This is a genomic window from Methylocucumis oryzae (assembly GCF_000963695.1).
GTDB classification, from domain to species: Bacteria; Pseudomonadota; Gammaproteobacteria; order Methylococcales; family Methylomonadaceae; genus Methylovulum; species Methylovulum oryzae.
The window spans coordinates 1-1,337 of the sequence record NZ_LAJX01000363.1 but is presented as its reverse complement, the minus strand read 5'-3'; the positions used below and the strand labels follow the sequence as shown (position 1 = coordinate 1,337).

Here is a 1,337-nt window from a genome sequence, read left to right as displayed (position 1 = left end):
GAATGAGCATAAATTAATTTCGACAATAATGCGATTGCTGAGATAAATTTAGCCCAAAATAAGTCTTTCCAAGCCCGAAAATGATTGAACCCTATTCAAAAGAAATTGAAGAACAAATGCAAGAATTGTATGGCCGCCTCTCCGAAAAAAGCAGGCGGTTATATGCAGGAGTCGAAGCGTTAAAATTGCCCCATGGCGGGGTCAGTTACATTGCCCAACTGTTTGGGTGTTCGCGCGATACGGTTGGGCGAGGCATCAAAGAACTTGGCGAAGCCGAAACGCTGACCGGAAACAGCAATAGGCAACCCGGGGGCGGTCGTAAGCCTTTGCTTGAAAAGCGCCCTGCTATTCATGACGTGTTTTTGCGGCTCTTAAAAGACCATACCGCAGGCGACCCTATGGATGAAAAAGTCAAATGGACAAACTTGACGTGTGCCGAACTCGCCAAATTATTAGCCGAACAAGGTTTTAAAGTGAGCCGTAATATCGTCAGGAAATTATTAAAAACGCATGGCTACGTGAAACGTAAAGCGTTAAAAAAAAAGTCTGCCGGCGGGCATGTAAACCGTAATGCCCAGTTCACGCGCATTGCCGAATTGAAAGCGGCCTATGAAGCCCAAGGTAATCCTGTCGTCAGCGTGGATACCAAGAAAAAAGAGAAGATAGGTCAGCTATTTCGTGAAGGCGAGCTTTATACCACTGAAACGATTGAAGTTCTCGATCACGACTTCCCGTCGTTGGCAGAGGGTGTAGCCATTCCACATGCGGTTTATGACATCGCCCGTAATGAAGCCTACGTCAGCATTGGCACCAGCCATGACACCGCTGAGTTTGCTTGTGATTCGATTCGGTACTGGTGGAATAATTATGGAAAACTACACTATGCCTATGCCACGTCTATTTTAATGTTGATGGATGGCGGTGGCAGCAACTCGTCCAGGCACTACCTTTTCAAACAAGAGTTACAGGCTTTGGCGGATGAGATTGGCGTTGAGATCCGGATAGCCCATTATCCCCCGTACACCTCTAAATGGAACCCTATTGAACATCGTGTTTTTCCGCATATTACGCGTGCATTACAGGGCGTTATCCTGACCAGCCTTCAACTGGCAAAAGAGCTGATAGGGAACGCATCTACAAAGGCCGGGTTAAAGGTGGTCGCCTGTATTCTTGATAAAGTGTATGCAACAGGCAGAAAAGTAGCGGTAGGATTTAAAGAATCTATGCGCATCGTTTTTGATAAGCACCTTAGGCAGTGGAACTATACCGCCGTCCCTGAAAAGACGGCTCTGGCAATTGACTAAGTTATTTTATGCATATTCCTWATTAATTGTTGC

1 protein-coding gene is annotated in these 1,337 nt (G+C 46.1%); it reads left to right on the top strand.

Features of this window, described 5'->3' with window-relative positions:
• Window positions 1-80 precede the first annotated feature (80 nt).
• Window positions 81-1,304, top strand: coding sequence for an ISAzo13 family transposase (locus VZ94_RS21680; protein ID WP_239650144.1), 1,224 nt, complete (start codon window positions 81-83; stop codon window positions 1,302-1,304).
• Window positions 1,305-1,337 lie beyond the last annotated feature (33 nt).

Excerpts from the sequence above, each read along its gene's own strand:
- VZ94_RS21680 (WP_239650144.1), top strand. The coding sequence starts at position 81 with ATGATTGAACCCTATTCAAAAGAAATTGAAGAACAAATGCAAGAATTG.